At 59.6% G+C, this 24,602-nt stretch carries 24 protein-coding genes; 8 read left to right on the forward strand and 16 right to left on the reverse strand.

Features of this window, described 5'->3' with window-relative positions; translation table 11 throughout:
• Positions 1 to 81: 81 nt before the first annotated feature.
• From phnC to phnG, 8 genes are all read right to left on the reverse strand, one after another.
• Positions 82 to 942, reverse strand: coding sequence for a phosphonate ABC transporter ATP-binding protein (gene phnC / locus EGT36_RS06785; protein ID WP_006699785.1), 861 nt, complete (start codon positions 940 to 942; stop codon positions 82 to 84).
• A 215-nt stretch (positions 943 to 1,157) separates the two neighbouring features.
• Positions 1,158 to 1,775: a transferase hexapeptide repeat family protein gene (locus EGT36_RS06790; protein WP_035206552.1), complete on the reverse strand. Its 618-nt coding sequence runs from the start codon at positions 1,773 to 1,775 to the stop codon at positions 1,158 to 1,160.
• On the reverse strand, positions 1,772 to 2,479 hold the full coding sequence (phnL, locus tag EGT36_RS06795) for a phosphonate C-P lyase system protein PhnL (RefSeq protein ID WP_004439247.1): 708 nt from the start codon (positions 2,477 to 2,479) through the stop codon (positions 1,772 to 1,774). Before phnL ends, EGT36_RS06790 begins: the two co-directional genes overlap by 4 nt.
• A 4-nt stretch (positions 2,480 to 2,483) precedes the next feature.
• Positions 2,484 to 3,260, reverse strand: coding sequence for a phosphonate C-P lyase system protein PhnK (gene phnK / locus EGT36_RS06800; RefSeq protein WP_004439249.1), 777 nt, complete (start codon positions 3,258 to 3,260; stop codon positions 2,484 to 2,486).
• Positions 3,257 to 4,159 carry an alpha-D-ribose 1-methylphosphonate 5-phosphate C-P-lyase PhnJ gene (locus EGT36_RS06805; RefSeq protein ID WP_004439252.1) on the reverse strand — a complete coding sequence of 301 codons (903 nt, stop codon included), beginning with the start codon at positions 4,157 to 4,159 and terminating at the stop codon, positions 3,257 to 3,259. Before EGT36_RS06805 ends, phnK begins: the two co-directional genes overlap by 4 nt.
• A gap of 133 nt (positions 4,160 to 4,292) precedes the next feature.
• Positions 4,293 to 5,402, reverse strand: coding sequence for a carbon-phosphorus lyase complex subunit (locus tag EGT36_RS06810; protein WP_037089493.1), 1,110 nt, complete (start codon positions 5,400 to 5,402; stop codon positions 4,293 to 4,295).
• 1 nt (position 5,403) lies between these two features.
• Positions 5,404 to 6,012: a phosphonate C-P lyase system protein PhnH gene (gene phnH, locus EGT36_RS06815; RefSeq protein ID WP_037089492.1), complete on the reverse strand. Its 609-nt coding sequence runs from the start codon at positions 6,010 to 6,012 to the stop codon at positions 5,404 to 5,406.
• Positions 6,012 to 6,473 (reverse strand): phosphonate C-P lyase system protein PhnG, encoded by a 462-nt coding sequence (phnG, locus tag EGT36_RS06820; RefSeq protein WP_037089491.1) that lies wholly within the window; start codon positions 6,471 to 6,473, stop codon positions 6,012 to 6,014. Before phnG ends, phnH begins: the two co-directional genes overlap by 1 nt.
• Before the next feature lie 82 nt (positions 6,474 to 6,555).
• Here phnG and phnF point away from each other — a divergent pair, with 82 nt between their 5' ends.
• Positions 6,556 to 7,293 carry a phosphonate metabolism transcriptional regulator PhnF gene (gene phnF, locus EGT36_RS06825; protein WP_004439262.1) on the forward strand — a complete coding sequence of 246 codons (738 nt, stop codon included), beginning with the start codon at positions 6,556 to 6,558 and terminating at the stop codon, positions 7,291 to 7,293.
• A gap of 21 nt (positions 7,294 to 7,314) precedes the next feature.
• Here the strand turns inward: phnF and dapB are convergent, their stop codons facing one another.
• From dapB to mepA, 4 genes are all read right to left on the reverse strand, one after another.
• The gene (gene dapB, locus EGT36_RS06830) at positions 7,315 to 8,142 is read right to left on the reverse strand and encodes a 4-hydroxy-tetrahydrodipicolinate reductase (RefSeq protein ID WP_022555402.1); all 828 of its coding nucleotides are present in this window, start codon (positions 8,140 to 8,142) and stop codon (positions 7,315 to 7,317) included.
• Positions 8,143 to 8,268: 126 nt separating this feature from the next.
• Positions 8,269 to 9,291 (reverse strand): glucokinase, encoded by a 1,023-nt coding sequence (locus EGT36_RS06835; RefSeq protein ID WP_035206560.1) that lies wholly within the window; start codon positions 9,289 to 9,291, stop codon positions 8,269 to 8,271.
• Between the two features lie 22 nt (positions 9,292 to 9,313).
• Positions 9,314 to 9,697 (reverse strand): methylglyoxal synthase, encoded by a 384-nt coding sequence (locus EGT36_RS06840; RefSeq protein WP_004439265.1) that lies wholly within the window; start codon positions 9,695 to 9,697, stop codon positions 9,314 to 9,316.
• 99 nt (positions 9,698 to 9,796) lie between these two features.
• Positions 9,797 to 10,852, reverse strand: a complete 1,056-nt coding sequence (mepA, locus tag EGT36_RS06845; RefSeq protein ID WP_034496147.1) for a penicillin-insensitive murein endopeptidase — start codon at positions 10,850 to 10,852, stop codon at positions 9,797 to 9,799.
• Between the two features lie 199 nt (positions 10,853 to 11,051).
• Here mepA and EGT36_RS06850 point away from each other — a divergent pair, with 199 nt between their 5' ends.
• The 7 genes from EGT36_RS06850 to EGT36_RS06880 all read left to right on the forward strand — a co-directional run bounded on the left by EGT36_RS06850 (position 11,052) and on the right by EGT36_RS06880 (position 21,109).
• A complete protein-coding gene (locus EGT36_RS06850) occupies positions 11,052 to 12,896 on the forward strand; it encodes an extracellular solute-binding protein (RefSeq protein ID WP_037089489.1) in 1,845 nt (614 codons plus the stop codon).
• A gap of 142 nt (positions 12,897 to 13,038) precedes the next feature.
• The gene (locus EGT36_RS06855; RefSeq protein ID WP_022555406.1) at positions 13,039 to 14,133 is read left to right on the forward strand and encodes a microcin C ABC transporter permease YejB; all 1,095 of its coding nucleotides are present in this window, start codon (positions 13,039 to 13,041) and stop codon (positions 14,131 to 14,133) included.
• The gene (locus tag EGT36_RS06860; RefSeq protein ID WP_004439269.1) at positions 14,133 to 15,278 is read left to right on the forward strand and encodes an ABC transporter permease; all 1,146 of its coding nucleotides are present in this window, start codon (positions 14,133 to 14,135) and stop codon (positions 15,276 to 15,278) included. Before EGT36_RS06855 ends, EGT36_RS06860 begins: the two co-directional genes overlap by 1 nt.
• Positions 15,279 to 15,283: 5 nt before the next feature.
• Positions 15,284 to 16,924 (forward strand): ABC transporter ATP-binding protein, encoded by a 1,641-nt coding sequence (locus tag EGT36_RS06865; protein ID WP_037089634.1) that lies wholly within the window; start codon positions 15,284 to 15,286, stop codon positions 16,922 to 16,924.
• 100 nt (positions 16,925 to 17,024) lie between these two features.
• Positions 17,025 to 18,272 carry an NAD(P)/FAD-dependent oxidoreductase gene (locus tag EGT36_RS06870; RefSeq protein ID WP_125270149.1) on the forward strand — a complete coding sequence of 416 codons (1,248 nt, stop codon included), beginning with the start codon at positions 17,025 to 17,027 and terminating at the stop codon, positions 18,270 to 18,272.
• A gap of 172 nt (positions 18,273 to 18,444) precedes the next feature.
• Complete coding sequence (locus EGT36_RS06875; RefSeq protein ID WP_037089487.1) at positions 18,445 to 19,806, forward strand: glutamine synthetase family protein; 1,362 nt, start codon at positions 18,445 to 18,447, stop codon at positions 19,804 to 19,806.
• 1 nt (position 19,807) lies between these two features.
• Entirely contained in the window at positions 19,808 to 21,109 is a 1,302-nt protein-coding gene (locus EGT36_RS06880; protein WP_037089485.1) for an NAD(P)/FAD-dependent oxidoreductase, read from the forward strand.
• Here the strand turns inward: EGT36_RS06880 and EGT36_RS06885 are convergent.
• From EGT36_RS06885 to EGT36_RS06900, 4 genes are all read right to left on the reverse strand, one after another.
• Positions 21,106 to 21,594, reverse strand: a complete 489-nt coding sequence (locus EGT36_RS06885) for a gluconokinase (protein WP_037089633.1) — start codon at positions 21,592 to 21,594, stop codon at positions 21,106 to 21,108. The two genes, EGT36_RS06880 and EGT36_RS06885, sit on opposite strands and share 4 nt — an antisense overlap.
• Positions 21,595 to 21,701: 107 nt before the next feature.
• Complete coding sequence (locus EGT36_RS06890) at positions 21,702 to 22,442, reverse strand: ABC transporter permease (protein ID WP_037089484.1); 741 nt, start codon at positions 22,440 to 22,442, stop codon at positions 21,702 to 21,704.
• A complete protein-coding gene (locus tag EGT36_RS06895) occupies positions 22,439 to 23,377 on the reverse strand; it encodes an ABC transporter ATP-binding protein (protein ID WP_004439277.1) in 939 nt (312 codons plus the stop codon). Before EGT36_RS06895 ends, EGT36_RS06890 begins: the two co-directional genes overlap by 4 nt.
• On the reverse strand, positions 23,374 to 24,540 hold the full coding sequence (locus EGT36_RS06900; RefSeq protein ID WP_042936658.1) for an ABC transporter permease: 1,167 nt from the start codon (positions 24,538 to 24,540) through the stop codon (positions 23,374 to 23,376). The genes EGT36_RS06895 and EGT36_RS06900 overlap by 4 nt, the downstream gene beginning before the upstream one ends.
• Between the last annotated feature and the right edge of the window lie 62 nt (positions 24,541 to 24,602).

Consider the following 24,602-nt stretch of genomic DNA (forward strand, 5'->3'; position numbering starts at 1 on the left):
TTCTCCTGTTTCCCGGCAAGCCGGAGTTTGTTGTGAACCATCGGCCCTTGACGCGGGCGCAAACGATGCTGGGCGGTTCCCTCAGAGCCCGGCGAGAGCGAGCGGTTCGGGACCGGCAGATTGCTGCACCGGACGCGCGGCAAGCTGCGCGCCGGGAATATTGATGCTGGTCGAGGTCATGGTCTCGTCGATGCCGGATCCCTGAGAATCGGTTCCGTAAATCTCGGTAACGGCTGCGGCCGTCAGTTCGGCGGGCGTTCCGTCGAACACGACCCGGCCCTGAGACATGCCGATGATGCGTTCGCAATAGTTGCGCGCGGTATCCAGCGTGTGCAGGTTGGTAATGACGGTGATACCTTCACGCTCATTGATGTCGCGCAGCGCGTCCATCACGATCTTGGCGTTCAGCGGGTCGAGCGAGGCGATCGGCTCGTCGGCAAGGACCATCTTCGGAGACTGCATCAGGGCGCGGGCGATGGCGACGCGCTGCTGCTGACCGCCGGAAAGCGTACCGGCCGCCTGCATGGCCACATGCTCGATGCCGAGCCGCTCCAGCGCGGCGATGGCCATCAGGCGCTCTTCATGTGTGAAGATGTTAAAAAGGCTCAATGCCGTGGAACGGTGGTTGAGGCGTCCAAGCATGACATTGGTGAGCACGTCGAGGCGCGGAACAAGATTGAATTGCTGGAAGATCATGGCGCAGTCGCGCTGCCAGTTGCGCAGTGCAGCCCCCTTCAGCGACGAGACTTCCGTGTCATTGAAATAAATGGAACCCGAGGACGGATCGACGAGGCGGTTGATCATGCGCAGCAGCGTCGACTTGCCGGCGCCTGAACGTCCAATCACGCCGACCATCTGGCCCTGCGGAATTTCGACATTCACGGAATCGACCGCGGTGTGATTGCCGAAACGGCGCGTGACTTGCTTCAGGTGAAAGCTCATTTCCCCGTCCAATCTTCTTTTGACGGGGTTCGGCGTAACAGCGGTGCGTGAAGTGCGAATGTCAGTTTGATGAAGAAAATATTACAAAGAGCTCAAGTGTTGCGGCCGCATGTTTGCCGGCGAATGTCTGGGAACCGGCCCGCCGCGTCTTCAGGACACCAAACTGAAAAAGCAAACCCCGGGAACTTCCCGGGGTCGATCAGGTCTGTAATGTTTCAGCCGCGATATTTTATGATGAAATCCTCGGCCGCCATGCTGCGAAAATCATCGAGCGCGTCGCGCAGTCTTCTGTGATCCCAATCCCACCAGCGGAGGTCATCCATCTGCCGGCCCAGTTCTGCGGGGAAACGCTCCCGGATCAGTCTTGCGGGTACACCTCCCACGATGGTGTAGGGCGCTACGTCCCTCGAGACGACAGCACCTGCTCCGATCACCGCGCCGTTTCCAACGGCGACCCCAGGCAGGATGGTGGCGCCGTGGCCGATCCAAACATCGTGACCGATCACAACGCGTCTGGCGCGGCGAGCGGCAAAAAAATCGGTCTCGTCTTCCGCATCGTCCCAGTAATTGCGCGCGCGATAGGTGAAATGATGCAAGGTCGCCCGCTGCATGGGATGATTGGTGGCATTGATGCGGACGGAGGCAGCGATGTTGACGAATTTGCCGATGGTCGCGCACCAGATGGCGCCGTCCTGCATGACATAGGAATAGTCGCCCATCTCGACCTCCTCGATGCGGCAACGCTCCGAAATTTCGGTGTAGCGGCCGATCGCGCTGTTGGTGACGCGGGCGGTTTCGTGGATGACGGGCTCAAGGCCGACCTTCACACTCATGCTGCAGCCTTCCGCGGAGAAAACTGCGAAACGTCGAGAATGCGGTCGGCCACGGCTTCCCGCACTTCTTCATCATGAAAGATGCCGAGCAGTGCCGTGCCCTTTTCCTTTTTCTCCCTGATCATCTCAACGACGACACGCCGGTTGGTGGCATCAAGGGAAGCAGTTGGCTCGTCGAGCAGCAGGATCGCATGATCGGTGATGAAGCCGCGGGCGATGTTGACGCGCTGTTGTTCACCACCTGAGAAAGTGGCGGGCGGCAACGACCACAATTCGCGCGGCAGGTTAAGTTTCGAAAGCAGAGCGGCCGCCTGCTCACGTGCCTCTTCAGTGGCAATCCTGCGCGCCAGAAGCGGTTCGGCAACAACGTCTATGGCGGCGACTCGGGGTACCGTGCGGAGGAATTGGCTGACATAACCGATGGTGCGATGGCGAATGTCGAGGATCGTGCGAGGGGAGGCGCTGCCGATGTCGACAACTTCACCCTCATGGCGGATCAGAATCTGTCCGCTGTCTATGGCATAGTTGCCATAGAGCATCTTCAGGATCGAGCTCTTGCCGATGCCGGAGGGCCCGCCGAGCACGACGCATTCGCCGCTGCAGACAGAGAAATTGACATCGCGGACGACAGGCAGTTCGATGCCGTCGCGAAGATGCATGGTGAAGCTTTTGAAGACTTCCGAAACGATGAGAGGCGTCGGCATGGCGTCAAACCTGCAAGATGGAGGAAACAAGCAATTGCGTATAGGGCTCGCGCGGATCGTCCAGCACCCGGTCGGTCAGGCCGTGCTCGATGACGTCGCCGCCCTTCATCACCATCATGCGGTGAGACAGCAGCCGGGCTACCGCGAGGTCGTGGGTGACGACGACGACGGCGAGGCCGAGATCGTTAACGAGGCCACGCACAAGATCAAGCAGACGCGCCTGCACGGACACATCGAGACCACCTGTTGGCTCATCCATGAAAACCAGGCGCGGCGAGGTGACGAGATTGCGGGCGATCTGCAAACGCTGGCGCATGCCGCCTGAGAAGGCGCGCGGCTGATCATCGATACGGTCGGTGCCGATTTCCACCCTCTCCAGCCATTCGCTGGCCGATTGCCTGATATTCCCGTAATGCCGGTTGCCAACTGCCATCAGCCGCTCGCCGACGTTTGCACCGGCCGAAACCGCCATTCGCAACCCGTCTGCCGGGTTCTGATGCACGAAGCCCCAGTCGGTGCGCATCAGGAAACGCCGTTCGGCCTCACCCATATGGTAGAGATCGCGCATAGAGCCGTCGCGCATGCGATATTCCACGCTGCCTGCCGTTGGCATCAGCCGGGTGGAAATGCAGTTGAGGAGCGTGGTTTTGCCGGAACCGGATTCGCCGACTATGGCGAGAACTTCACCTGGATAAAGTTCGAAAGAGACATTGCGGCAACCGGCTCGGTCACCGTAATATTTTGAAACGTCACGGACTTTGAGAAGCGGTGCGTCGCTCATTCTGCGGCCTCCTTCACATCCGCCAGCATATGGCCCTTGTGGCCATGGGCGCGGCGGTCCTCGCAATGATCGGTATCGGAGCAGACGAACATCCGTCCGCCTCTGTCATCAAGCACCACCTCGTCGAGATAGACATTTTCTGCGCCGCACAGCGCGCAGGGCTTGTCGAAGCGCTGGATTTCAAAAGGATGATCCTCGAAATCGAGGCTGACGACGTCGGTGTAGGGCGGTACAGCATAGATGCGCTTCTCGCGCCCGGCACCGAACAGCTGCAACGCGTCCGACATGTGCATTTTCGGGTTGTCGAATTTCGGGGTTGGCGATGGATCCATCACATAACGCCCGGCCACCTTCACCGGATAGGCGTAGGTGGTGGAGATGCGGCCGTTGCGGGCAATGTCCTCATAGAGCTTGACGTGCATCAGGCCATATTCCTCCAGCGCGTGCATGACGCGCGTTTCGGTCTCGCGCGGCTCGAGGAAACGCAACGGCTCGGGAATGGGTACCTGATAGACAAGCACCTGGCCCGAATGCAGTTCCTCTTCCGGAATGCGGTGCCGCGTCTGGATGATGGTGGCATCCTTCGTTCGGGTCGTGACGGCAACATTCGACACCTTCTGGAAGAAGGCGCGGATGGAAACCGCATTGGTCGTGTCATCGGCTCCCTGGTCGATTACCTTCAGCACGTCGTCGGGGCCAAGAATGGAGGCGGTCAATTGCACACCGCCCGTGCCCCAGCCATAGGGCATGGGCATTTCACGGGAAGCGAAGGGAACCTGATAACCCGGAATCGCGATGGCTTTCAGGATTGCCCGGCGGATCATCCGCTTGGTCTGTTCGTCCAGATAGGCGAAGTTGTAGGCAGCCAGTCCGTCGTCAAATGAAACTTCTTCAAGCATTGCGCGTTAGCCTTGTGAAAAAAGGAGTACAAGCTCATGGAGATTGGAATTCTTGTAGCCGTGTTCTTTGCTGTCTTTGCAGCAACGACCGTCTTTTGTGCTTACTGGTTTGGCGAGCAGCACAGCCGCTGAGTCATTCGGCCGCATCGCCCATCCATTCCGCGCCAGTCGCGTTCGTTGCTTCGAAATCAGCACGCATTTTTCGGACGAGTCCGAGTTCAGCCTGGAAATCCACGTAATGCGGCAGTTTCAGATGTTCGACGAAGCCCGTTGCCTGCACGTTATCGGCGTGTGAGATGACAAATTCTTCGTCCTGCGCTGGCGCTACGACATCTTCGCCGAATTCGCCGGCGCGTAGTGCACGGTCGACCAGCGACATCGCCATCGCCTTGCGCTCGCTCTGACCAAACACCAAGCCATAACCGCGCGTGAATTGCGGAGGGGCCTTGGACGAACCCTTGAACTGGTTCACCATCTGGCATTCGGTAACCTGGATATCGCCCAATGAGACCGAGAAGCCAAGTTCCGGCACGTCTAGCTGGATTTCAACTTCACCGATGCGAATCTCGCCGACAAAAGGATGTGTCCGGCCGTAGCCGCGCTGCGTGGAGTAAGCGAGCGCCAGAAGAAAACCCTCATCGCCGCGTGCCAGTGATTGCAGGCGCAGATCGCGCGACATCGGGAATTCCATCGGTTCCCGCGTCAGGTCACCGGAAATATGGTCGTCCGGCAACTCGCCATCGCTTTCGATCAGCCCTTCCTGGGCGAGAATATCGGAAACGCGCATGACATGTTCCGGCTCGCTATCCCGCTGGGTTGCTGCTTCGACCGTTTGGTCTTCGAGAAGAGAGGGGTCGAGCAGGCGGTGGGTATAATCGAAGGTCGGCCCCAGCAATTGTCCACCCGGCAGGTCCTTGTAAGTCGCGGAAACGCGCCGCTTCACCGTCATATCAGCTGTGTCCACCGGTACCGAGTAACCGAAGCGCGGCAGCGTGGTGCGGTACGCACGCAGCAGAAAGATAGCTTCGATCATGTCGCCGCGCGCTTGCTTGATGGCAAGGGCTGCGAGCGACTGATCGTAGAGAGACGCTTCCGCCATCACCCTGTCGACAGCGAGCGAAAGCTGTGAAACGATCTGCGCGACCGTCATGGCCGGCAGGTCCCGGTCTCCGCGCCGCTTGTCGGCCAGAAGCCGGTGGGCATTGGCGATGGCGGTTTCACCGCCTTTGACAGCAACATACATCTTATGACTCCACGAGTTTGATGCGCGTCGTGCGCGGCAGGCAGACGAATTTATCGCCAGCCGTCAGGATCACGTCGACGCCGCGCGGGAAGAAAGCGTTGTTCTCCGCCCAGAGCCTCGGTAATATGTCGGGCAGACCGGAAGGACTGATCACGTTGACGTGGCGGATGCCAGGGCCGGAAAGCTGCAGTTCCCGACCGCCATCGAGATCAGGCAACTCGATGATGAGCGTGGTGGAACGGTCGGGATATTCCTGGCTTCCCAGGGCGAAGAGACCGAAGGACGAAATGGCGCTGCCGGCCTCGAAGACCGCGAAATGTGCCGTGCCCTTTTCTTCTGTCGCAGCTGCGCCAGTGTGAAAACCGATCCAGCCGGGGACAGCGGTTTTTCGCAGTGCGCTGCTCAGCCAGACCGGAGTGTCATGGTCACAGAGCGCCAGCAGAACCGCTCCGGTCGCCGCGGCAAGCGGCAGCGGCGGAAAGACTGCTGTTTCGACCGCCTGTGTGGTGCCCGGACGGGCCATGCCGTCCATCAGTTTTTTGAAAACCCGTTGGGAATCGAAGACGGCGTCGGAGAAACCGCCCGTCAGTGCTTCGGCCTTGACACCCATCAATCTTCTCCTCGAACCATGGTAAAGAAATCGACCCGTGTGGCGGCAGTCTCTTTCATTGTCCGCTCTTTCTCTGCGGTCAGCCTTTTTTCGAGAGGCGAGAGAAGCTCGGTCTCAATGAAATCCCGTGTCGGGCTTTCCTGCCAGAGCGCATCGAAAACGGCGGCGTACCAGGCTTTTTTGCGGCCGGTGCCGAGAACATGCGCATGACCAACGGTGCCGGAGGCCAACTTGATCGTCGCCCGGGTGACTGTCGTTTCACCGAGGTTGAAAGGAGCGCCGCCACCGCCGATCCGGCCCTTGACCATCACCAGCCCGGTTTCCGGCCCGCGTACGGTTTCCGTTTTGGGGTGCTCACCCTGGCGGGTCCAGGCCGTTTCAAGTTCCTGAACCGTGGCACGGGCAAGGAGCGCTGCCGCTCTTTTTCTGCCTGCGTGTATGTCTGCCGCATCGTTCGTCATCGCTTGACCTCTAATGTCTATTGATATAGACAACTATACAATATAAGCTACAAGTAATGGCGATGAATGACAAGCGTGTGACATGAGCCCTTCGGCAACGATGAAAAGAAAGAATGGAGTGGCGCTCTGGCGGCAGATTGCCGACCGGATCAGAGGCGAAATCGCCGCTGGTGATCACGACGAAACCGGAATGTTACCGCCAGAAATGACATTGGCGCAAAAATTCGGCGTCAACCGCCATACTGTCCGGAGTGCCATTGCCGCACTGGCGAGCGAGGGCATACTCGAGCCGATGCAGGGACGCGGCACGATCATCGCCCGCAAGGAGCGTTTGAGCTTTCCGATATCGCTGCGCACGCGCTTTACGGCTGGCATCGGCGATCAGGTAAAGGAAATGGAGGCGCTGCTGCTTTCCCACATCACCGAGCCGGCCAATGCCGATCTGGCGGCGCGACTGCAATTGCCGCTGGGTACGCCGCTCATACGTCTCGAAACGCTCCGAAAGGCGGATACTCGCCCGGTCTCTCGCTCGACCACGTGGTTCCCCGCCGACCGTTTTGCCGGAATAGGAGAGGCTTATCAGAAAAGCGGCTCCATTACGGCTGCGTTCAAGATGCTTGGCGTGGCTGACTACGTGCGCATTTCGACCGTCATTTCCGCTAGTCACGCGGATACGCGCGATCTCGCCGATCTCGAATTGTCACCAGGCGCCATCCTGCTTATAACACAGGCGCTGAACGCAGATATGGACGGCGTGCCGGTGCAATACGCCATCAGCCGCTTCTCGGCCGATACGGTCGAATTCACGGTGGAAAACTAGGGTCAAAATCGAGGTGGAAGACTATTCCGCCTGCGACAACCCCAGCACATCCAGCATCGAATAGAAACCGGGCTTCTTGTCGAAGGCCCAGACCGCTGCCGTGATTGCGCCGCGCGCGAAGATGGAGCGGTCGCCAGCGTAATGGGAAAGTTCGACGCGCTCGCCTTCGCCGGCGAAGATGACAGAATGTTCACCGATCACCGAACCACCGCGCAGGGTGGCAAAGCCGATGGTTCCGGTCTCACGCGCCCCGGTATGGCCGTCACGCACACGAACGGATGACGTGGAAAGATCGACGTTGCGGCCGGCGGCGGCGGCTTCGCCCAGCAGCAGCGCTGTGCCGGAAGGTGCATCCACCTTGTGCTTGTGGTGCATTTCCAGGATTTCGATATCCCAGTTCTGCGCATCCAGCGCCTGCGCCGCCTGCTGCGTCAAGACGCTGAGCAGGTTGACACCGAGGCTCATATTGCCCGACTTGACGATGCGGGCATGGCGCGACGCCGCCTTGAATTTTTCCTCATCTTCCTGCGCGCAGCCCGTGGTGCCGATGACATGCACGATGCGGGCCTGTGCAGCGAGACCGGCAAAGGTGACGCTGGTTGCCGGTGAAGTGAAGTCGATCACCCCTTCGGCGTGGAGAAATGCCTGCAGCGGATCGCTGGTGATTTCGACGCCGATGGGGCCGAGACCGGCAATCTCCCCGGCATCGCGGCCGACAAAGGCCGAACCCTCGCGCGCGACCGCAGCATGCAGCTGAACGCCCGGCGTCTGGTGAATGAGGCGGATCAACGCCTGTCCCATGCGGCCCGCCGCGCCGACCACCACCAGTTTCATGCCGCTGCTGCCCATGCTGTCACTCACTTCTCATGTCGGGCGGATCGGAACCCGCCGGTATCGGATGTTTGATGTGTTCCGCATTGACGTTAAAGACCGTCCGCCCGCTTCGCAAGCATCACGTCGGAACGGTTCGGGCGATCAGACCCTCCAGCGCCGCCCGTCCAGCGCCAGGCCGAAATCGGAAGGTGTTCTCGCATAGGTGGCGAGGCCGGAAAGGGCCGCCTGCGGGTGGGTGACGACGAAAGTGGGGATGGTCCGCATCAGCGCACTGTGCGGCGCCTTGTCTTCAAAGGCGGTCCGGAATTCCGGGCTCTTGAGCGCCGGAATGATCTTCTGCGAAATGCCGCCCGCGAGATAAACGCCGCCCTTGGCCATGAAGATTAGCGCGAGGTCACCCGCCACGCGGCCGAGATAGGTGCTGAAAAGCGAAAGCGTTTCTTTGGCCTGTGCATTCTCGCCCGTGAGCCCCTGCGCGGTAATATCGGCCGGATCGGAAAAGACGGCTTCGATGCCATCGGCCTTGCAGACGGCGCGGTAAAGATTGACCAGCCCGCGCCCGCACAGAATCTGTTCGCCTGCGACGCGACCTTCGATGGTTTCGATATGCGGGAAAACCGCGTAGTCACGCGCGCTTCTCGGGCCGATATCGATATGGCCGCCTTCGCCCGGAACCGGAAACCACATATGGCGCGCATAAACCAGACCGGCCACACCAAGTCCCGTGCCCGGTCCAAGAACGACGCGGGAGGCCAGCACGTCTTTTTTGCCGGAGCCGATGGCGTCACGGTTGTTGTCATCCAGAGCCGCAATCGCGAGCGCCTGCGCCTCGAAGTCATTGATGACGATGACGTCCTTCAGGCCGAGATTGGCGAGCATTCCCTTCGGCTTGACGACCCAATGGCAGTTGGTGAGCGGTATCTCGTCACCTTCGATCGGGCCGGCAATGGCAAGAATGGTCGAGACGGGCTGAAGCGAGGTCTTGTCCAGAACAGCCTGCTGGATGGCGTCGTCAATGGTTGGGTATTCCGCCGTCTTCACCGTTGTGAGGTGCACAGGCTCCGCAAAGGAATCGATCAGGATGGAAAAGCGGGCATTGGTGCCGCCGATGTCGCCAAGAAGGATTGGAAAGGACAGATATTCGGTATCGGACGTCTTCGGCATTGCCTGTTCCATGGTGGGAGGGTCAGTTGGCGACGTGGAAGTCGATGAGATTTTCTGCGGTGGCGCGGTTGAGCGCCATGGGAATATCATAGACCGTGGCAAGCCTCGTCAAAGCCTTCACGTCGACATCATGCGGCATTGCCGTCAGTGGATCGGTGAAGAAGATCAGCATGTCCACTTGGCCAGTGGCGATCATCGCGCCGATCTGCTGGTCGCCGCCGAGAGGGCCGCTTTTGAGGCGAATGACTTCAAGCCCGGGGCAGGCTTCCTGCACCCGTCCACCGGTGGTGCCGGTTGCGACAATCTTGAAATTGGCAAGCGCCTTCTGGTGATGACGGGCGAAATCCGCCATATCGTCCTTTTTCTCGTCGTGAGCGATGAGCGCGATACAGCGTTGTCCTTCCATGGTCCCAGCCCGTCCCCGTAGAATTAAATCGATTTGAAGCCTTCTATAACAGCTTGCCGCCATTTGAAAAGGGAAGCTGTTGAATGCTTCATTTCTGTTTCAGTTCAATGTCGGGCGCTGGGTCGGAAGTGGAATATCCGAAGGCGGCTGCAGGGCGGGGGCCGCCTGAATGACCTGTTCCACGCTTTGCTGGCGCACGGCCTGGGTCGGCGAAGTTGAATAAGCCTGGGCTGCAATCCCCTCGGGGTTGGCGGAAGGAGCGGCGGCCACGGCGGCGCAGGCAGCGGGCAGGTCGGAAACCATGACGGGACGCGGTTTCACCGGCTTGGCATTGGGGTCCTTTTTCGGCGGCGCCCATGGCTCCTTGGTGAACCACCAGGCAAGAGACTTGTCGCAGCCATCGCCCTTGCCGACGGCGGCCTGCGGCTTGCAGTTCGGCGCGCCGGGCGGGCATTCGAGACGGATGTGGAAATGCTCGTCATGGCCGTAGATCGGCCTGATCTTGCCCATGAAGGTGCGATCGCCGGTCCAGGTCTGGCAGAGCTTCTGCTTGATCGCCGGGTTGACGAAAACACGCTCCACCTGCGGGTAACTTGCCGCCATCATCACCAGCCGTGCATTCAGCGGCGACCACTTGCGGTCGTCAACCGTCAGAAACTTGCTCTTGTCCAGCATGGAGATGAAGGGCACCGTTTCGCGCTGTTCGACAGTGAGCCGAGGCGTGGGCATGGGCCGCCACCAGACATCTACATCGAGGCCGATCTGGTGCGAGGCATGGCCTGTCAGCATCGGACCGCCGCGCGGCTGGGAAATGTCGCCAAGCAGCAGGCCCGGCCAGCCGATTTTCTGGGCGTCCTGCGAAAATTGCTCAAGGAAGGAAATCAACTGCGGCTGGCCCCAGCGCCGGTTGCGCGAAAGGCGCATGGCCTGCCAGCCGGGACCATCCGTTGGCATGGCGACTGCGCCGGACTGGCAACCCTTGGCATAGGAGCCGATCGGCTGGGATGCTGCGGCAGAAGGCAGCGCCATGTGGCCGAACACTTCTTTTGCGGGCCTGTCTTCGGCTGACGCGGTTTCGATCTGCAACTGCAGCGACGAGACGACCGACATCGCCAGCATGGTCGCCTTGAAAATTCTCGATGATCCCGCCGTCATATAGCCGTGCCCGTCCGATCAGTTGATTCTCTTGCCCCAAGAATAAACTGGAACGGGATTTTGTTAAAACCGTGTTTCGTGTTGCCCTTCAGGGCGGGATAACGACGCTGATAAAGAGCTTGTGAGACAGCGCATCTGTTTTTTGCCAATGTTTCTTTTATGCTCTCCGCAACAGGCACAAAACAGGGACATTGACCCGATGATATTGGCACCACTGAAATCCCGACTTCTTATCGCCCTTATGGCGTCCGCCCTTCTGATGCCGGCGGCGGCTTCCGCCCAGTCGGGCGATGTCTGGCGAAAGGGGATTTCGACGGTCGGGGAGCTGAAGCATCCCGATGGATTTGACCATTTCGATTATGTAAACACCAATGCACCAAAAGGCGGCACGTTGCGCCTCTCCACATCGGGCACCTTCGATACGCTGAACCCGCTGCTGGCGAAGGGCGAGGCGGCGACGGGCCTTTCGCTCGTCTTCGATACGCTGATGAAATCGACGGAAGAGGAACTGTCGGCCTCCTATGGTTTGCTGGCGGAAGGCGTCAGCTATCCCGACGATATCTCCAAAGCGACGTTCCGCCTGCGTCAGGAGGCCAAGTGGGCGGATGGTAAGCCTGTGACGCCTGAGGATGTCGTGTTCAGCTTCGAAAAGGCCAAGGACCTGAGCCCGCAGCTTGCGACCTATTACACCCATGTCACCAAGGCGGAGGTGAGCGGTGACAGGGACATCACCTTCACCTTCGATGAAAAGAACAATCGCGAGCTGCCGCAGATCGTCGGTCAATTGCTGATCGTTCCCAAGCACTGGTGGGAGGGCACCGGCCCGGACGGCAAACCGCGTGACATATCGCGCGGCACGCTGGAGCCTGTGATGGGTTCCGGCCCCTACAAGATCGCTGCCGTCGCCCCCGGATCGACCATCACTTATGAACGCCGTGACGATTATTGGGGCAAGGACGTCAACGTAAATGTCGGGATGAACAACTTCAAAACCATCGCCTACACCTTTTTTGCCGATCAGGACGTGGAATTCCAGGCGTTTAAATCGGGCACGATCGATTTCGCGCGGGAGGCTTCCTCCAGCCGCTGGGTCACGGGTTATGATTTTCCCGCTGTCAAAGACGGTCGGGTGAAGAAGGAGGAGCTGCCGAACATCTACCGTTCCGTCGGCATCATGCAGGCCTTTGTGCCGAACATGCGGCGGGAAAAGTTCCAGAACCCGAAACTGCGCAAGGCGCTGAACTATGCCTTCGATTTTGAGGAACTCAACCGCACGCTGGCTTACGGCCAGTTCCAGCGCATCAACAGCTTCTTCATGGGCAGCGAACTGGCTTCGTCAGGCCTGCCGACGGGTCGCGAACTGGAACTGCTTCAGGAGCTAAAGGATCAGGTCCCGCCTGAGGTCTTCACGACGGAATACAAGAATCCGGTGGCGGGCGATCCGGCCAAGCAACGCGACAATCTGCGCGAAGCCGTCAGGCTGATGAAGGAGGCGGGATATGAACTGCGCGGCAATCGCATGGTCAATGCGAAAACCGGCCAGCAACTCGATATGGAATTCCTGATTGATTCCGCCGGCATGGAACGAACAATCCTTCCTTATGTCCAGAGTCTGAAGAAAATCGGCATCAACGCGACCATCCGCACAGTCGATGCCTCGCAATTCACGAACCGCACCCGCAGCTTCGATTACGACATTATCGTCAAGCTCTGGGCGACGTCGGCCAATCCGGGCAACGAGCAAGCCGATTACTGGGGTTCGGCGGCTGCTGATCGTCAGGGATCGAACAACCTCGCCGGCATCAAGAACCCGGCCGTCGATGCTTTGGTGCGCAAAGTCATTTTTGCGCCCAATCGCGATGAGCAGGTCGCTGCTGCCCGGGCGCTCGACCGGGTGCTGCTCGCCAACAGCTATGTCATTCCACAATTCTACCGCGGCGAGCTGTTCATCGCCTATTGGAACACGATTATCCGCCCGGAAAACCTGCCTGAATATGGCATCGGTTTTCCTGAAGCCTGGTGGTCCAGCCAGGCCGGAAAATGACGCCGGCCTTGCTTTCGCGATCAAGGCTTGATTCACATAGGCCGAGACGAATCGCTTGAAATTCGCGTGACGCCGCTTTGAGGAAAGGACCGGGCTTGACCGAGACGAAAATCGCTGACCGAACGGCTGGGAGAAAAGGCTGATGGGCGCCTATATCCTCAGACGTCTGGCGCTGATGATCCCGACCATCATCGGCATCATGGGCATTTCGTTTCTTGTCATCCAGTTCGCCCCGGGTGGGCCGGTGGAACAGGTCGTCGCGCAGCTGACGGGTCAGGGCGACAGCGCCTCCGACCGGCTCTCGGGCGGCGGCGATCTCATGGGGCAATCAGGCGGCTTCGATGAAAGCGGTTCGAAATATCGCGGTGCACAGGGGCTCGATCCGGAGCTGATCAAGAAGCTCGAAAAGCAGTTCGGTTTTGACAAACCGCCGCTCACCCGGTTCCTTGAAATGATGTGGAATTACATTCGCTTCGACTTCGGCGACAGCTTCTTCCGCAATTCGTCGGTCATCGATCTCATCATTGACAAGCTGCCGGTCTCGGCCTCGCTCGGTTTCTGGATTCTGATCATATCCTATGTGATTTCCATTCCGCTCGGCATCAGGAAGGCCGTTTCCGATGGCTCGACCTTCGATGTCTGGACCTCAGGCATCATCATCATCGGTTATGCGGTGCCGAGTTTCCTGTTCGGCATCCTGCTCATCGTGCTTTTCGCCGGCGGATCATTTTTCGACTGGTTTCCGCTGCGGGGCTTGGTGTCTGATAATTTCGACCAGCTGAACTGGTGGCAGAAGATCATCGACTATTTCTGGCATCTTACCCTGCCGTTGATCGCTCTGTCGCTCTCCGCCTTTGCGACAACGACGCTTTTGACCAAAAATTCCTTCATCGACGAGATCAAGAAGCAATATGTCATTACTGCCCGCGCCAAGGGTCTCACCGAGCGCAAGGTCCTTTATGGGCATGTTTTCCGCAACGCGATGCTGATCGTGATCGCCGGCTTTCCGGGTGCTTTCATCTCGGCCTTTTTCACAGGCTCACTGCTCATCGAGAATATCTTCTCGCTGGATGGTCTCGGCCGCCTCGGTTATCTCTCGGTCGTCAACCGGGATTACCCGATCGTCTTCGGCACACTGTTCATCTTCTCGCTGATGGGCCTTGTCGTCGGCCTGCTCTCTGACCTCATCTACACATGGATCGATCCGCGTATCGACTTCGAGCGGAGGGACGTGTGATGTCGCTCGCTCATCCTGCAGGAACCGAGACGCTGGTAAATCCCAAGCGCCCGTGGTTTTCGCCGACGACCAAGCGCCGCTGGCAGAATTTCAAGGCAAACCGCCGTGGATACTGGTCATTCTGGCTGTTCCTGATCCTGTTTTTCCTGAGCCTGATGGCGGAATTCATCGCCAATGACAAACCCATCCTCGCCTCCTACAAGGGCGAGCTGCTGGTGCCGGTCATGGTGGATTATCCGGAGGAGAAATTCGGCGGGTTCTTGGCCCAGACCGACTACAAATCCTCTTTCATTCAGGACGAGATCAACGCCAATGGCTGGATGATCTGGCCACCGATCCGCTACTCCTACCAGACGGTCAATTCCAATATTCCGCATTCCGCGCCCACGGCACCTTTCTGGCTGATGGATAAAAAGGAGCGCTGCTCGGCCTATCCGCAGGGCGATGCCGATCCCGGCTGCACGCTTGGTAATCTGAACTGGCTCGGCACCGACAATCAGGCCCGCGACGTCACGGCGCGGATGATCTACGGCTTCCGCATCTCCGTGCTGTTCGGCCTGACGCTGACCATTGCTTCCGCCATTGTCGGCGTCACCGCCGGCGCAATTCAGGGCTATTTCGGCGGCTGGACGGACCTGCTTTTGCAGCGTTTCATCGAAATCTGGTCGTCCATGCCGGTGCTTTACATCCTGCTCATCATTGCGGCCATTCTGCCGCCCGGTTTCTTCGTGTTGCTTGGGATCATGCTGCTGTTTTCATGGGTCGGCTTCGTCGGCATCGTTCGTGCCGAATTCCTGCGTGCCAGAAACTTCGAATATGTCCGTGCCGCCCGTGCGCTCGGCGTCGGCAACTGGACGATCATGTTCCGGCATCTTCTGCCCAATGCCATGGTGGCGACGCTGACCTTCCTGCCCTTCATTCTTTCCGGCTCCATCACCACGCTTACCTCGCTCGACTTCCTGGGCTTCGGTATGCCGCCGGGCTCACCGTCGCTGGGCGAGATGATCGCGCAGGGCAAGAATAACCTTCAGGCGCCCTGGCTCGGTCTCACGGCCTTCTTCACCATGTCCATCATGCTGTCGCTCCTTATTTTCATCGGCGAGGCCGTTCGCGACGCCTTCGATCCACGCAAGACGTTCCGGTGATCGCCATGACGGAAACAAATATCCAGCCGCTGCTCTCCGTTCGCGATCTCTCCGTCGCCTTCCACCAGGGCGGCGCGACAAGTGTTGCGGTCGATCACGTCTCCTTTGACCTGATGCCGGGCGAAGTCGTTGCCCTTGTCGGCGAATCCGGCTCTGGCAAGTCGGTGACAGCCAATTCCATCTTGAAACTGCTGCCCTATCCGGCAGCAAGCCACCCCTCGGGCAAAATCCTGTTCGATGGCAAGGACATGCTGACATTGCCGGAGCGCTCGCTACGTGCGGTGCGCGGCAACGATATCACCATGATCTTCCAGGAGCCGATGACCTCGCTCAATCCGCTTCACACCATCGAGCGTCAGATCGGAGAGATCCTTGAGCTGCATCAGGCAATCACGGGGAGCGAGGCGCGTGAACGCACACTGGAGCTTCTGCGCCAGGTCGGCATCCGTGAACCGGAAAAACGCCTGAAAGCCTATCCGCACGAATTGTCCGGCGGCCAGCGACAGCGTGTGATGATCGCCATGGCGCTGGCAAACCGGCCGAAACTGCTGATTGCCGACGAGCCGACGACGGCGTTGGACGTGACGGTTCAGGCTCAGATTCTTGAACTCCTCGGTGATCTGAAGAAGCAACACGGCATGTCCATGCTGTTCATCACCCATGACCTCGGCATCGTCCGCAAATTTGCCGACCGCGTCTGCGTCATGACGAAGGGGAAGATCGTAGAAACCGGAACCGTCGAACAGGTTTTCAACGATCCGCAGCATGCCTATACACGCCACCTGCTGGCGGCGGAGCCTAAGGGCGAGCCGCCGGTTTCCGACAGCAGTAAGCCTGTGGTCATGCAGGGCGACGATATCAAGGTCTGGTTTCCCATCAAGGCGGGGCTGATGCGTCGCGTTGTCGACCATGTGAAGGCGGTGGACGGTATCGATATCACGCTGCGTGCCGGCCAGACGGTGGGCGTGGTCGGGGAATCCGGGTCCGGAAAGACGACCCTTGGTCTCGCGCTCTCCAGGTTGATCGCATCTGAAGGACGTATCAGCTTCATCGGCCAGTCGATCGACCACTATTCCTATGAGATGATGAAGCCGCTCAGGAACCGGCTGCAGGTCGTGTTTCAGGACCCCTATGGTTCACTCAGCCCGCGCATGTCGGTGGGTGAGATCGTCGCCGAGGGCTTGAAGGTGCATGAGCGGTCGCTGTCTGCCGACGAACGCGATACGCGCGTCGCCACCGCGCTGGAAGAGGTCGGTCTCGATCCGGCCACCCGCTGGCGATATCCGCATGAATTTTCCGGCGGCCAGCGCCAGCGCATCGCCATTGCCCGTGCCATGGTGCTTAAACCCCGTTTTGTCATGCTGGACGAGCCGACATCGGCACTCGACATGAGTGTGCAGGCGCAGGTGGTCGATCTCTTGCGTGATCTCCAGGCAAAGCATGAACTCGCTTATCTCTTCATCAGCCACGACTTGAAGGTGGTGAAGGCACTTGCCAACGACCTGATCGTCATGCGTCACGGCAAGGTGGTGGAGAGCGGCCCGGCGGCGGAAATCTTCGCCAGTCCACAGCAGGACTATACCCGGGCGCTCCTGGCGGCTGCCTTCCACATCGAGGCCGTGAAAACGAAGGCCATTAGCCAGTAGGCCGCGTGGTGTTTCTGTTAAGGCAATGATTTTTCTGTTGCTTCGCGAAAAATGCCGACCCATGTTGCTGGGTATGTGACGCAGAGACGGATTGATTGCCATGGCAGCGGATGTGATCGTTTTGGGGGCGGGGATCATTGGGGTTTCCACCGCCTTGCAGCTGGCCCGCAGGGGCAGGTCGGTGGTGCTGGTCGACCGGCGCGGACCGGGTGAGGAAACCTCTTTCGGCAATGCCGGGTTGATCCAGAGAGAAGGTGTGGTTCCCTATGCCTTTCCGCAGGATCTCGCCCTGCTGCTGCGCTATTCCCTGAATAACAGCATCGATGCCCGTTATCACCTCTCAGCTCTGCCCAAGATCGCGCCTTTTCTGGGCCGCTACTGGTATAATTCCGCAGCCGCGCGCCATGCGGCAATTGCCCGGGCCTATGCACCGCTGATCGAGCACTCGGTATCCGAGCACAACATCCTGATCGACGAGGCCAAAGCCGGTGACCTGATCGTCAAGAATGGCTGGATGGAGGCCTACCGAACCGCCGCACGGCGGGACGCTGATTTTGCCTTTGCCGAACGTCTGGCGCGAGACCATGGCATTTCCCATACGAAACTCGACGCTGAGGAACTTGCCGCTGCCGAACCGCATCTGAGCCATGATTTCGTCGGCGGCCTGAAATGGAACGATCCCTGGTCGGTGCTCGATCCGCATGCGCTGACGCTCGCTTATGTCCGGCTGTTCGAGAGCCTCGGTGGACGAGTGTCAAGGGGCGATGCGTCCACCCTCAGTCAGACGGCAAGCGGTTGGACGGTGCGCACCGAAACCGGCGCAGTCGAGGCCGAACATGCCGTCGTGGCACTAGGCCCTTGGGCGGATACCGTCACCGAGCGACTGGGCTACCGTTTTCCGCTCGGCGTGAAGCGCGGTTATCACATGCATTACGCGCCGCAGGAAGGCACTAAGCTCAATAACTGGCTGATCGATGCAGAGCGGGGATATTTCCTTGCGCCGATGCGAAAAGGTATCCGGCTGACGACGGGGGCGGAATTTGCCGAACGCGATGCGCCGAAATCGCCCGTGCAGATTGAACGGGCGGAGCGGGTGGCGCGGACCGTCTTTCCTCTTGGCGGCCGGCTGGATGCGGAACCGTGGATGGGTGCCCGGCCCTGCACGCCGGATATGATGCCCATAATCGGCAAGGCGCCACGTCACCGGACTTTATGGTTTGCCTTCGGCCACGCCCATCACGGGCTGACGCTCGGGCCCATTACCGGTCGTGTTCTGGCTGAAACGATGCTGGGCGAAACGCCTGTTATCGCGATTGACGCGTATCGCCCGGGAAGGTTCAATCCCTGAGAACGAAATCCGCTGGCCTTCTGTGAGCGGGCCACGTAACATGGTCCCATGCAAAGGGGAAAAGGGGCAGACGTCATCATGGTGGCGAGGTTTCTCATCTATCAGCAGCAGGATGATTTTCGCTAGCGAAGATTGCTGCGCATGGTCAGAGATGGAAACGGCTTGCTGGTGCATGATGGATGATATTGAAAACGCAAAGAAATTTTTCATCGATAACCCCGATATCGAAATACTCGAAGCCTTTGTCATAGATGCCAACGGCGTGCCGCGCGGCAAATGGATTCCGCGCGAACGGGCAATCGACGTGCTTGAAAAGGGGATGGCCATTCCCCGTTCCGTTTATGCGCTGGATATCTGGGGCCGTGATGTCCACGCTGCGGGCCTCGCGGAGGGCACCGGTGATCCGGACGGCTTCTGCTTTCCCGTTCCCGGCACACTGTCGCGGGTGACATGGCTCGGCCGGCCGACGGCGCAGGTTTTGCTCGCCATGAAGAATCCGGATGGAACCGGTTTTTACGGCGATCCGCGCCATGTTCTGGCGCAGGTTCTCAATGCTTATAAAAAAGCGGGTTTGACCCCTGTCGTGGCCACTGAACTCGAGTTTTACCTGATCGATCCCGTTCGTTCGGCGCTCGATCCCGTGCGTCCGCCGCACAGCCGCGAGGGCCGGTGGCATACGGGCCAGACGCAGGTCCTGTCGATTTCAGAGTTGCAGGATTTCGAAGATGTTTTCCACGACATCGCGACAGCGTGCCGCGCGCAGGGCGTGCTTGCCGATACGACGCTGCGGGAAAATGGTCCCGGCCAATATGAGATCAACCTCAATCACGTGCCTGACGCGTTGCAGGCTGCCGATTTTGCCGTTTTTCTGAAGCGTATCGTTAAAGGAGTGGCGCGCCGGCATGACCTCGACGCCACCTTCATGGCCAAGCCCTATGGGCTTCAGGCAGGCAATGGCATGCATGTGCATTTCTCCGTTCTCGACAGGGATGGCAGGAATATCTACGCGGGAGAAAACGGCCCTTCGGATGCGCTGCTGCATTCGGTCGGCGGCCTCCTTGAAAACATGGGAGAGAGCATGGCGATCTTTGCACCTCATGCCAATTCCTATCGCCGTCTCACACCGAGCGAACATGCGCCGACCTACGCCTCCTGGGGTATCGATAACCGCTCGGCAGCGGTGCGCGTCATTGTTGCCAGCAAGGCGGCGACGCGTATCGAACACCGCGTCGCCGGCGCCGACACCAACCCCTATCTGGTTCTCGCGATGATACTGAGCGCCGCGCTCGCCGGCATGAAGGAGAAGCGCCAGCCCGGCGGCGCGATTTCCGGCGACAGTCACGCAATCAACCATGAGCCGCTGCCCACCAACTGGGACTATGCGCTGCAACGCTTCACGCGGTCCAGCTTCGCCTATGCGACGCTTGGCCAAAAATACCGTACGCTGTTTTCCGCCTGCAAACAGCAGGAGCTTTCCGAATTCTCCCTGCGTGTAACCGACGTCGAATATGACGCCTATATCAGGACGGTGTGAAATGGCTGAGGTCACCAACATTCCCAATCCCGGCCACACATCGTCATGGTATGCGGCCTCCGCTAATGTCAAAACCGTGCGCCCGACGCTTGAGGGCGCGCTGGAAGCCGATGTCTGCGTGATCGGCGGCGGTTTCACCGGCATTTCCGCCGCCCTTGAACTCAGTGAACGTGGCTACGCGGTCATTGTGCTGGAAGGCGTGCGGGTCGGCTTCGGCGCGTCGGGGCGCAACGGCGGGCAGATCGTCAACGGTTACAGCCGGGATCTCGAAACCATCGCCGGCCGCTACGGGCATGACAAGGCAGTGAAGCTTGGGGAGATGTCGCTTGAAGGCGGCGCGATCATCCGCAACCGCGTCACCAAATATGCCATCGACTGCGATCTGGTCGACGGCGGTTTCTTCGCCGCCTTCACGTCAAAGCAGATTCGCGAAATGGAGGCACACAAGGCCCATTGGGAAAAACATGGTCATGGCGGCCTGGAAATGGTCTCCGGAGCGGATGTCGGCCGCTACGTGAAGACCGATCGTTACGCCGGTGGCATGATCGATCGTTTCGGCGGCCATATCCATCCTCTTAATCTCGTGCAGGGCGAGGCGGCGGCTGCCGAAAGCCTGGGCGCTCGTATATTCGAAAATTCGCGGGTCATTGCGGTAGAGCAGGGGGAAAACCCCGTCGTGCGGACGGCAACGGGCAGCGTGAGGGCGAAATATGTTCTCGTCTGCGGCAATGCTTATCTCGGCAAATTGCTGCCGGAAATCGGCGAACGGATGATGCCGGTCTCGAGCCAGGTCATGGCAACGGAGCCGCTTAATGCCGATCTGATTGAGGCGCTTCTGCCCGCCAATTACTGCGTCGAAGATGCCAATTACATTCTCGATTATTACCGTCGCACCTCGGACAACCGTCTGCTTTACGGCGGAGGTATCGGTTATGGCGGCAGCGATCCGGCCGACCTGACAGGCGTGATCCGCCCGAACATGCTGAAGACCTTCCCGCAGCTGGAAAAGATAAAGATTGAGTATGCCTGGAGCGGCAACTTCGCCTTGACCCTGACGCGTATTCCGCACATGGGCAAACTGTCGGACAATATCTACTTTTCCCATGGCGACAGCGGTCACGGGGTAACGACCACGCATCTGCTCGGCAAGATATTGGGCGAGGCCGTCGCAGGCCACGCCGAACGTTTCGATATCTGGAGCTCCTTGCCGAACTATCCCTTCCCGGGTGGCAAGACGTTCCGCGTTCCGCTGACCGTACTTGGCGCCTGGTGGTATGGCCTGAGAGACAGGCTCGGGCTTTAAAACACGACCGTTTTCAAAGCGGAAAGCGCGTTCGAAACGATCTCTTCCGGTGTCGTATCGATGCTGACAGCCACGACGCCGGGCTCTCCCGTCGGTACTTCCAGCGTGGCAAGCTGGGTCTGAAGCAGCGAGAGCGGCATGAAATGGCCCTTGCGCTCGCCCATCCGCCGGCTAAGCAGTTCCAGGCTGCCATCCAGATAGACGAACGCCAGCGGGCCGCCTGTGGCCTGGCGGAGGCGGTCGCGATAGATTCTCTTGAGCGCCGAGCAGGAAACGACGACACCGTTGCTTTCGCTGCCTTTGCGAAGTTCCGCGCCGACGAGATCGAGCCAGGGCCAGCGGTCTTCATCAGTAAGGGGAATACCCTCTGACATCTTGTCGACATTGGATTTGGGGTGGAGTTTATCGCCCTCAATAAAGGCAATGCCCAGTTTCTCCGCCAGACCTTCCGCGACCGTGGACTTGCCAGAACCGCTCACTCCCATCACGACGATTGCCTGTGTCACCCGAACCTCTGAAATTTCTGTTTCGACGGTTTGCCCCTACCATGTGCGGCGAACGCCGGGAATATAAAATGTGACGCATGTCCTGTTCATTGCCCGGTTCTGCGGGCCGCGGTCCTTTCCAGGGCGGAAAGGCCGGTGTGGATCAGGATCGCCAGTGCCGCAACGATAAGCCCGCCTTGAAGGATGAAAGCGAGATTGTTGGATTGCAGGCCGGCGATGATAACTTCCCCAAGCGTCCTTGCGGCAACTGTTGAGCCGATGGTGGCGGTGGAAAGGCTGATGACCGCCGAAAGTCGGATCCCGGCGAGGATGGCCGGCAGGGCGAGCGGCAGCTCCACTTTTACGAGCCGTTGCCAGCCGGTCATGCCGCTGCCTCTTGCGGCATCCACCACTGCTGGCGGAAGGGTGGTAAGTCCGGTCAGCGTATTTTCGAAGACGGGCAGCAGGGCATAAAGAAACAGCGCGATCAGAGTGGGTTTTTCGCCAAAACCGATTATCGGCACCGCAAGCGCCAGAACCGCCACGGGGGGAAAGGTCTGGCCGATATTGACGATGCTGCGGGAGAGCGGAAGGAAATCCCTTCCGAAGGGCCGGGTTACGAGAATGGCGAGCGCACCCGCCATCATCGTGGCAAACCCCGTTGCGATAGCGACAGTGGCGAGATGCGAAAGGGTGAGGGAAAGCAGATTGGCCTGCGTGTAGATGGCTGGCGCATTGGCCTGCACAAGGGGGCTGAACAGGGGCGAGAAGCTCTGGGGCGAGGCAAGAAACGCCATCAGCGCCAGCACCAGAAATCCCAGGGCGAAGAAAGAAGCGGCTTTTCTCATCGGTTTCCGGCGGCGCGCTGGAGGAGAACGTCACGCCGCACCAGGCCCGCGGGCTGTCCGCTGTCTTTTATCACTGGCAGGACATCGCGGCCCGCCCATAACATGGCCGAAAGCGCGTCGCGCTGGCTTGTATGTTCGCTTAGCGGCTCGCCCTCGGCGCTTCCCGGCTCCACGACATCGGCAACCGAGAGGACCGAGAGCAGTTTCAGCGCGCGTTCGTTTTCCCCGATCATGGTGCGCACGAAGTCATTCGCGGGTTTCAGCACCAGTTCTGCCGGCGGACAGTCCTGCACGATACGTCCCTTGTCCATGACTGCGATACGATCAGCCAGATGAAAAGCCTCGTCCATGTCGTGCGTGACGAGAACGATGGTCACGCCCAGCTTCTTTTGTATATCGATGAGGTCTTTCTGGGCCTTGGCGCGGATAACCGGATCGAGAGCGCCGAATGGCTCGTCCATCAGGAGAATGTTCGGTTCAGCGGCCAGCGCCCGCGCCACGCCGACACGCTGCTGCTGGCCTCCGGAAAGTTCATGTGGGAAACGCTCGGCATAAAGCGCAGGTTCGAGCTGGAAGAGATGCATCAGCGCATCGATCTTCGCAGCGATGCGTTTGCGGTCCCAGCCGATCAGCTGCGGCACGGTCGCGATATTCTCCGCCACCGTTCGATGCGGAAACAGGCCATGGCCCTGAATGGCATAGCCTATCTGGCGGCGAAGCCTGAATCCGGGGATTGCGCTGGCATCTTTTCCGTCTATCCGGATTGCGCCGGAAGTTGGCTCCACCAGCCGGTTTATCATGCGCAGCAGGGTGGTTTTTCCCGACCCCGACGTGCCGACGATGACGGTGACGGTGCGCGGCGCGACCGTTAGTGACACCTGGTCCACAACGGTCGTATCGCCATATCGCTTCGTGATGGTGTCTATTTCGATCATGCCTTTTGCCTTCCGCCTGCGCTGAAGAGATTGCTGTCGATGAGGGCGTCAAGCGTGATTGCTGCCGCAAAGCCGAGGAGAACGGTCGGCACGGTACCCAGCAGCACGAGGTCCATCGCCGTCTGCCCGATGCCCTGGAAGACGAAAACGCCAAAACCACCGCCGCCAATCAGCGCCGCGATCGTCGCGAGCCCGATATTCTGCACCAGCACGATGCGGATGCCGGTGAGGATGACCGGCATGGCCAGCGGAAACTCCACCCGCAGCAGGCTTTGCGTCGAAGTCATCCCGAGTCCGCGCGCCGCCTCTCGGACTGCTCGCGAAACGCCGGAAAGGCCAACCACCGTGTTGGAAACCACCGGTAGCAGCGAATAGAGAAATAGCGCCACGAAGGCGGGCGCCATGCCTATGCCGGCGATGCCGATCTTTGCCGCGCCCGGCACCGTCGCTGCGATCCATCCAAGCGGCGCGATCAGCAAACCGAAAAGAGCGATGGAGGGTATGGTCTGGACGATGTTGAGGGTGTTCAGCACGCCCGCCCGCAGCCGCTCCACCTTGTAGCAGAGGAGGCCGAGCGGAATGCCCACGAGCGTCGCCGCAACGAGCGAGCCGATGGCGAGCTGCACGTGCCGCAGTGCCTCGGTCCAGAATGTGTCGGCTCTCCCGGTATATTCCCTGATGATCGAGAGATCGTTCCAGAGACCGCTTGTCAGCACGGCCGCAAGTGCAGCCGCCGCCAGCAGCAACAGCAAAATCCGAACGACGGGCCTGGGCCTGAGACGGGCTATACAATCCGTAGCAAGCAGAGCCAGCCCGGCAAAAATCAGCCAGAAACCGCTGGCAGGCGAGACGCGGGCAAAACTATTGCCCTCCGGTGTCAGGAAAGAAGCAGCCTGACCCACGAAAACCGCCAGTACTGCAAGCCCGACCAGCGCAATCGTGAGTTTGAGGCGGGCGGAAAAGCGAAAGAACGCGATGAATGCAGCAAGAAGAACGACGGTGGTGATAATGGCGGCAGCCAAAGCCGGGAGGGCTTCGAAAACCGTTCGTGTCTCACCCTGAACGATCCGGTTTGCACGGAATGTCATGAAGGGCGCCACGAGAAGCGCATAGAGAAGCAGGCATGAAATCACCACCCCCACCTTGTCAGGCCATTTCGTCAAATCCCGCTCCCCTGTCTCATCGATCAGGCGAAGGCCGGAAGAACGAATTTTTCCCGACCCGT

This window comes from Agrobacterium sp. FDAARGOS_525, from assembly GCF_003938925.1.
Lineage (GTDB): Bacteria > Pseudomonadota > Alphaproteobacteria > Rhizobiales > Rhizobiaceae > Agrobacterium > Agrobacterium pusense.

What these genes read in the sequence shown, in the direction of transcription:
- phnC (WP_006699785.1), bottom strand. Translation starts at nt 942, where the DNA reads ATGAGCTTTCACCTGAAGCAAGTCACGCGCCGTTTCGGCAATCACACC.
- EGT36_RS06790 (WP_035206552.1), bottom strand. Translation starts at nt 1,775, where the DNA reads ATGAGTGTGAAGGTCGGCCTTGAGCCCGTCATCCACGAAACCGCCCGC.
- phnL (WP_004439247.1), bottom strand. Translation starts at nt 2,479, where the DNA reads ATGCCGACGCCTCTCATCGTTTCGGAAGTCTTCAAAAGCTTCACCATG.
- phnK (WP_004439249.1), bottom strand. Translation starts at nt 3,260, where the DNA reads ATGAGCGACGCACCGCTTCTCAAAGTCCGTGACGTTTCAAAATATTAC.
- EGT36_RS06805 (WP_004439252.1), bottom strand. Translation starts at nt 4,159, where the DNA reads ATGCTTGAAGAAGTTTCATTTGACGACGGACTGGCTGCCTACAACTTC.
- EGT36_RS06810 (WP_037089493.1), bottom strand. Translation starts at nt 5,402, where the DNA reads ATGTATGTTGCTGTCAAAGGCGGTGAAACCGCCATCGCCAATGCCCAC.
- phnH (WP_037089492.1), bottom strand. Translation starts at nt 6,012, where the DNA reads ATGGGTGTCAAGGCCGAAGCACTGACGGGCGGTTTCTCCGACGCCGTC.
- phnG (WP_037089491.1), bottom strand. Translation starts at nt 6,473, where the DNA reads ATGACGAACGATGCGGCAGACATACACGCAGGCAGAAAAAGAGCGGCA.
- phnF (WP_004439262.1), top strand. Translation starts at nt 6,556, where the DNA reads ATGAGCCCTTCGGCAACGATGAAAAGAAAGAATGGAGTGGCGCTCTGG.
- dapB (WP_022555402.1), bottom strand. Translation starts at nt 8,142, where the DNA reads ATGGGCAGCAGCGGCATGAAACTGGTGGTGGTCGGCGCGGCGGGCCGC.
- EGT36_RS06835 (WP_035206560.1), bottom strand. Translation starts at nt 9,291, where the DNA reads ATGCCGAAGACGTCCGATACCGAATATCTGTCCTTTCCAATCCTTCTT.
- EGT36_RS06840 (WP_004439265.1), bottom strand. Translation starts at nt 9,697, where the DNA reads ATGGAAGGACAACGCTGTATCGCGCTCATCGCTCACGACGAGAAAAAG.
- mepA (WP_034496147.1), bottom strand. Translation starts at nt 10,852, where the DNA reads ATGACGGCGGGATCATCGAGAATTTTCAAGGCGACCATGCTGGCGATG.
- EGT36_RS06850 (WP_037089489.1), top strand. Translation starts at nt 11,052, where the DNA reads ATGATATTGGCACCACTGAAATCCCGACTTCTTATCGCCCTTATGGCG.
- EGT36_RS06855 (WP_022555406.1), top strand. Translation starts at nt 13,039, where the DNA reads ATGGGCGCCTATATCCTCAGACGTCTGGCGCTGATGATCCCGACCATC.
- EGT36_RS06860 (WP_004439269.1), top strand. Translation starts at nt 14,133, where the DNA reads ATGTCGCTCGCTCATCCTGCAGGAACCGAGACGCTGGTAAATCCCAAG.
- EGT36_RS06865 (WP_037089634.1), top strand. Translation starts at nt 15,284, where the DNA reads ATGACGGAAACAAATATCCAGCCGCTGCTCTCCGTTCGCGATCTCTCC.
- EGT36_RS06870 (WP_125270149.1), top strand. Translation starts at nt 17,025, where the DNA reads ATGGCAGCGGATGTGATCGTTTTGGGGGCGGGGATCATTGGGGTTTCC.
- EGT36_RS06875 (WP_037089487.1), top strand. Translation starts at nt 18,445, where the DNA reads ATGATGGATGATATTGAAAACGCAAAGAAATTTTTCATCGATAACCCC.
- EGT36_RS06880 (WP_037089485.1), top strand. Translation starts at nt 19,808, where the DNA reads ATGGCTGAGGTCACCAACATTCCCAATCCCGGCCACACATCGTCATGG.
- EGT36_RS06885 (WP_037089633.1), bottom strand. Translation starts at nt 21,594, where the DNA reads ATGGGAGTGAGCGGTTCTGGCAAGTCCACGGTCGCGGAAGGTCTGGCG.
- EGT36_RS06890 (WP_037089484.1), bottom strand. Translation starts at nt 22,442, where the DNA reads ATGAGAAAAGCCGCTTCTTTCTTCGCCCTGGGATTTCTGGTGCTGGCG.
- EGT36_RS06895 (WP_004439277.1), bottom strand. Translation starts at nt 23,377, where the DNA reads ATGATCGAAATAGACACCATCACGAAGCGATATGGCGATACGACCGTT.